The organism is Parcubacteria group bacterium, assembly GCA_041657845.1.
Classification (GTDB): Bacteria; Patescibacteriota; Minisyncoccia; order Moranbacterales; family JAKLHP01; genus JAKLHP01.
Map to the genome: position 1 here is coordinate 1 of JBBABD010000045.1, position 5,318 is coordinate 5,318.

General features: G+C 35.6%; 5 protein-coding genes and 1 tRNA gene. 5 read left to right on the forward strand and 1 reads right to left on the reverse strand.

Annotation, left to right across the window (positions count from 1 at the left end; all coding sequences use genetic code 11):
- Nucleotides 1-315 precede the first annotated feature (315 nt).
- The 3 genes from WC906_04930 to WC906_04940 are packed head-to-tail and all read left to right on the forward strand — an operon-like array spanning nucleotide 316 to nucleotide 3,695.
- The gene (locus WC906_04930; protein ID MFA5777757.1) at nucleotides 316-1,065 is read left to right on the forward strand and encodes a glycosyltransferase family 2 protein; all 750 of its coding nucleotides are present in this window, start codon (nucleotides 316-318) and stop codon (nucleotides 1,063-1,065) included.
- A gap of 4 nt (nucleotides 1,066-1,069) precedes the next feature.
- Nucleotides 1,070-1,981: a class I SAM-dependent methyltransferase gene (locus WC906_04935; protein MFA5777758.1), complete on the forward strand. Its 912-nt coding sequence runs from the start codon at nucleotides 1,070-1,072 to the stop codon at nucleotides 1,979-1,981.
- Entirely contained in the window at nucleotides 1,968-3,695 is a 1,728-nt protein-coding gene (locus WC906_04940) for a tetratricopeptide repeat protein (protein MFA5777759.1), read from the forward strand. Before WC906_04935 ends, WC906_04940 begins: the two co-directional genes overlap by 14 nt.
- Nucleotides 3,696-3,821: 126 nt before the next feature.
- Here the strand turns inward: WC906_04940 and WC906_04945 are convergent.
- Nucleotides 3,822-3,905, reverse strand: a tRNA-Leu gene (locus WC906_04945).
- Between the two features lie 108 nt (nucleotides 3,906-4,013).
- Between WC906_04945 and WC906_04950 the strand changes: the two genes are divergently transcribed.
- Entirely contained in the window at nucleotides 4,014-4,802 is a 789-nt protein-coding gene (locus tag WC906_04950) for an AAA family ATPase (protein MFA5777760.1), read from the forward strand.
- A 164-nt stretch (nucleotides 4,803-4,966) separates the two neighbouring features.
- The coding region (locus WC906_04955) for a ParB N-terminal domain-containing protein (protein MFA5777761.1) at nucleotides 4,967-5,318 on the forward strand (352 nt) is incomplete at its 3' end.

Below are 5,318 nucleotides of genomic sequence, written 5' to 3' on the forward strand. Positions count from 1 at the left end.
TTGCTTTTGGTGCCATTTCGATTATATTCTTAGAACTAGCTTAATAGTTGTTGTGCTTTTCTCGACATTTGATAACGCGGTAGATCCGGTTCAGAAATTTTGCACTTTATAATAAATTAAGGAATACAAAATTTCTTTCACCCAAATTTTTACCTTCTTTTTCTTTTCATATTATGCTAAGGGAAGAAGGTAAAAACAAACTAAAAAAATCTCAGGGAAGCTGAGCTGGTTTGCAATATTCCAGTATTCTTTTTTTATCTCGTCTATTTGCTATACTTATACATAAGTATAGTATTTAGGCAATAAGTCAAAGATATGGAAAATAAGAAAATCTGCATTGTCCTTCCGGCCTATAATGCCGGAAAAACACTGGAAAAAACTATTAATAATCTGCCAAGAGATTTGGAAGCGGAAATAATTCTTGTTGACGATAATAGCGCCGATGATACCTTGAAAATCGCAGAAGATCTGAAGATAACCATATTAAAGCACGATAAAAATCTTGGCTATGGCGCTAACCAAAAAACATGCTACAGGGAAGCCCTGAAAAGAGGAGCTGATATTGTAATCATGCTCCATCCAGACTGCCAATATGATCCCCGAATGATAAAGGGTCTTTTGATGCCTTTGGAATTAGATGTTTGCGATATTGTGCTGGGAAACAGGATAAGGACCAGGCGGGAAACTTTGAAGAATGGAATGCCGCTAATAAAATACATTTTCAATAGATTAATGACGATTTTGCAAAATGTGGTTCTGGGGCAAAATTTGGGAGAATTTTTAACCGGCTATCGAGCATACACCAAAAAAGTTTTGAAAACGGTAAATTTTGAAATATTTTCAAATGATTTCGTCTTCGACTCTGAATTTCTAATGGCAGCCGCTTATCACGGATTTCGGATCGGGGATGTTCCTGTTCCAACAATCTATAATCAGGATTCTTCCCAAATCAAATATGCAAAAGGGGCAAAATATATGGCAGAAACAATTTTAACTTTGACAAAATATTTTTTCCAAAAAATTAAGCTTTTTAAGTTTAGTATTTTTAAAAATCGTTTAAATTGAATTTATGTTCTGTAAACATGAAAAAAGAAAAAATATTTTGAAAAAAGACAATTTCTCCCTCTCGGAGTGCCTTTTATGTGGGCTGATTTTTTTGGAAAAAGAAAACGAAAATATCGATTTGAATATTTACAAAAATTATTATAAAAAAGAAACAGGGAAAAGATTTGGTGCGGTTGCCGAGCTTGCAGTCAAAGCTTTTCGATTTTTGCGGGCCTTAAAAGTATTTATTTTAAAGCCAAAAGGAAAAAAAATTATCGACATTGGAAGCGGAAGAGGATGGATGCTTTATTTTCTGAAAAAATATTTTGGATATAAAACTGCTATTGGCACTCAAATTTCCGAAAATGCTTATGAATTTTCCAAAGAAAAGCTAGGATTGGAAATATATAATAAGGATTTGCTTGATTTAGAATTCAATGTAAAATTTGATGCTATAACCTTGTGGCACATTTTGGAACATGTTCCAGAACCGGAATCTTATGTGGAGAAGCTAACCGGGATGATCGATGATGATGGCTTGCTTATGATTGAAACTCCTAACTTTAATTCTTGGTCAAGAATATTGGCAAAAAATCGCTGGTTAGCCATGGATCCGAAGCATCATACAACTTTCTTTACTCCGGATTCCTTAAAATCTCTTCTTGAAAAATATAATTTTAAAATCAAAAAAATCGGAACTTTTTCTTTGGAATACTCAGCTTTCACATCCGCCCAAAGCATAATCAATCTTATTACGGGAACCGATAATTATTTTTTCGAATGGCTTCAAAAAAAAGATTTTAATCTAAAAATAATTTTGCATGCGCTTCTTTTTACGATATTATTTCCAGTTTGCTTTCTGGCTAATCTGGTATTATATTTTTCCAAAAACGGGGAAGTGATAAATGTTATAGCGGAAAAAAATGAACAACAATAGAGAAAATTGGTTTCAAAGCGTATTTTTGAATTCATGGCGCCCATTTTTTTGGATCGCTGCTGTCATTTTTCTAGTTTACTGCTCGACTTTGTTTTACAACATTGTTTATCTGGATGACAATGTTTTGGTCGTGGGGCATTATCAGTTCAATAAAAATCTATCCAATATTTTTCAGGCTTTTAATGAGGATATATTCCGCACCTCTCTTGGCGGAGGATCTTTCTATCGTCCTATTTTGAGGCTATCTTTTATGTTCGATGCTCAGTTTAGTGAAGAAGCTGTTGTCTTTATGTCTCATTTTTCCAATTTGGTTTTGCATATTTTTTCCGCTTGCTTATTTTTTTTGCTTCTTTTGAAGCTAAACATTAAAAAAGAAATAGCATTATTTCTGTCTTTAATTTTTGGAGTTCATCCTTTGACTGCTCAAACGGTATCTTTCATTGCCGGAAGAAATGATTCCTTGCTGGCTATTTTTGTTTTTCCAATCATCATGTTTTTTCTTGATTTTTTGGAAACGAAAAGAATGAAGTATTATGTTTGGCATTTGATTTTTTTCGGCTTAGCTTTGTTCACTAAAGAAACTGCTGCTATTTTGCCATTTTTATGTGCAGCATTCATTCTTATATTCGTAAATCCAAAAAAAATAATAGCCGACTTGAAGCAATGTGCATATCTCTTGGCTGGATGGGGAAGTGTCGGAATTTTTTGGTTTCTTGCTCGCCGCGAAGTTCTGCATAATTTTATCGGCAATGCTGATTATGATGTTTTGCTGTCAATCTATAGGAATTTTCCTGCTCTTTTGCCGGCAATCGGAAAAATAATTTTACCTTTTGATTTATCGGTTTTTCCCGTTATGAAAGATATGATGATGATTTACGGAATTATTTCCTTAATTTTGCTGGCAGTTTGGTTTATCCTGGCGAAAAATAAAAATTATAGGCTGATAATTTTTGGAACAGCTTGGTTTTTTCTGTTTATTTCACTCACATTGATTAAGCCCATGGACACAACTCCGGAGTTTTCGGAAAATAGAATTTATCTTCCAATGCTTGGTTTTGCTTTCATATTCTTGGGGTTGGGGAAAATTAAATTTTGGGAGAAATTCAATAATATCACGCAAAAGAAAATTCTTTTAGGAATAAGCGCGGCGCTAATGATTACCTTATCTTTTGTGACAATTTATCGTAATAAGTATTACAAAGACAAACTTAGTTTTTGGAATAATGCAGTAAGTACATCACCGAGCTTTGCTTTTAATCACAACAATCTTGGTGCAATGTTTTTCCTTGACGGGGAAAAAGATGAAGCGGAAAAAGAATTTAATAAAGCCTTAGAAATTAATCCCAAGGAAAGAATGGCGCATAATAATCTCGGGCTTGTTTATATGGAAAAAGGGGAGTTTGATAAGGCTGATGAAGAATTTAATAAAGAATTGGAAATAAATCCGTATTATGATAATGCTTACGCTAACAAGGGCCTTCTTTATTACAGAATGGGGAAAATGGAGGAGGCAGTCGATTCTTGGAAAAAAACTTTAGAAGTTAATCCCGGTTATTCCCAGGCGCTTTATAATCTTTTTATTTATTATTATCAAAATCAAGATAAAGAAAATGCAAAATATTGGGCCGAGGAAGCTCAAAATAGGGGAATCCCGCTTCTTCCTGAAATGCAAAAAATGCTAAATCCTCTTGATTCTATTATTTTGAATAAATAACAAAAAACAGCTTCGTCAAGACGAGACTGTTTTTTTATGTGCCGCGGGAGAGACTCGAACTCTCATGGGATTGCTCCCACACGATTTTGAGTTCCGCCAAAGGCGGACAAGCGTGCTTTAATTTTGTGGGCGAAGAGAGACTCGAACTCTCATGATGTTGCCATCACAGGTTTTTGAGACCTGCGTGTCTACCAGTTCCACCATTCGCCCAAATTTTAATATCTACCAGCTTGTCCCGCACCAAGCTTTGCTTTGGTGCTGGGATTCCACCATCGCGGCTTTTTCATATCCGGATTATATTGTATACTATAAATAATTATGGCGAAAATAATCTCATTAGTCAACCAGAAGGGCGGAGTAGGAAAAACAACGACGGCAACGAATTTGGCGTCGTATTTGGCGCAGGCCGGAAAGTTTGTTCTCCTGGTTGATCTTGATCCGCAGGGAAACGCTTCTTCGGGACTGGGAGTAGACATTAGAAATTTGGGAAAAGGGCTCTATCATTCAATGGTGAGCGGAGAACATCCTAAAAATGTAATTGTAAAAACAGAAGTTTTCGGGCATGATCTTATTCCATCTTCGCAAGATTTGGCTGGAGCGGGGATTGAGCTTGTTCATTTTGATAACCGTGAATTCAGGCTGTATGACGTTCTTCGCCAAATTAGGACTGATTATGATTATATTATTATCGATAGTCCGCCTAGCCTGGGACTCCTTACGATTAATGGATTGGTTGCTAGCGATGAGGTCATTATTCCCGTTCAGACGGAATATTACGCGCTGGAGGGATTGAGCCAGCTTTTGGAGACGATTAATTTGGTTAAAGAAAATCTGCAGCCCTCGCTTAAGATTATGGGAGCGGTGCTTACAATGTATGACAAGAGAAATCGGCTCTCACGCCAAGTGGTCCGAGAAATGCGCGATCATTTTCCGGGATATGTTTTTGACAGCGTGATTCCACGCAGCGTCCGATTGGCGGAAGCGCCCAGTTTTGGAAAATCAATTTTGCAATTTGACGCTTTTTCGAAAGGCGCCCGGTCGTATAAGAATTTAGCGAGAGAAATAATAGAATTAGAAAGAGAAAATAAAAAAGGATTTACAGTATAATTAGAATTTTAAATTATAAATTTTAAGTTTTAAATGTCAGCCTTAGGCTGATCCGCCTTTGGCGGAAATTTTTAATTAAATTTCTAAATATAAAAGTTTTAAAATTTAGCATTTTTATATTTAATTGAAAATTTAGAATTGAAAATTTAAAATTACCAAAAAATATGCCTCAAAATTATGGCCTGGGAAGGGGACTTTCATCCCTTATTCCGAAAAAAAATTATTCAAGTGCTTCGCAAAGCCAGCCAGCAGCAAATGTTTTTAGCGATCAAGCTAAAAATGTCGGATTTAATCTGAAAGGAAAAAGCATTATCGAGGTGGATATCAATCAAATTATTCCCAATCCTCAACAACCGAGGCTTCATTTTAATGAAGAAAAAATCAATGAACTGGCAGCTTCTATCAAAGAACACGGCATCATTCAACCGCTTATTGTCACTCAAAATGGAGCAAAGTTTGAATTGGTGGCAGGAGAGAGGCGATTTGAAGCTTCAAAAAAAGCCGGACTTTCAAAGG